The organism is Burkholderia territorii, assembly GCF_902833055.1.
Taxonomy (GTDB): Bacteria; Pseudomonadota; Gammaproteobacteria; order Burkholderiales; family Burkholderiaceae; genus Burkholderia; species Burkholderia territorii.
This window is the reverse complement of record NZ_CADFEJ010000109.1, coordinates 1-514: the sequence shown is the minus strand read 5'-3', so window position 1 is coordinate 514 and position 514 is coordinate 1. Positions and strand designations below refer to the sequence as shown.

Genomic DNA, 514 nt, shown 5'->3' with positions numbered 1-514 from the left:
TGCTCAGGTAGTGCTTGAACATGCGCTGCATCTGCCGCTCGGACAGCGCGATCAGCCGCGCCAGGTCGGCCAGCGGCAGCGGCTCCTCGATATTGGCCTCCATCAGCCGCACCGCCTCCACCAGCTCGCCGCGCGAGAAGCCGACCCGCGCGTCGACCGGGATCGGCTGCGGATCGCTGGCGCCGCGGATGCGCTGCAGCACGAACTGCTCGGACACGCGGGTGGCGAGTTCCTGGCCGCGCTCGGCGGCGACGATGCCGATCATCAGGTCGAGCGGCGCGGTGCCGCCGGTGCAGGTCACGCGGTCGCGGTCGATCACGAACAGCTCGTCGACGATCGACACCGCCGGGAATTCGGCATGCAGGGCCGAGAGGTTCTCCCAGTGCACGGTGCCGCGATAGCCGTCCAGCAGGCCGGCGGCCATCAGCGCGTAGGCGCCGGTGCAGATCCCGCCGAGAGGCATGCCGCGCCGCGCCAGCTCGCGCAACGCGTGGATCACCGGCGCGTCCACCGC

The 514-nt window shown here is 71.6% G+C and carries 1 protein-coding gene; it reads right to left on the bottom strand.

The genetic code is table 11. The annotated features are described in order from the left end of the window. The coding region (locus tag HW466_RS31250) for a GlxA family transcriptional regulator (RefSeq protein WP_176316159.1) at positions 1 to 514 on the bottom strand (514 nt) is incomplete at both ends.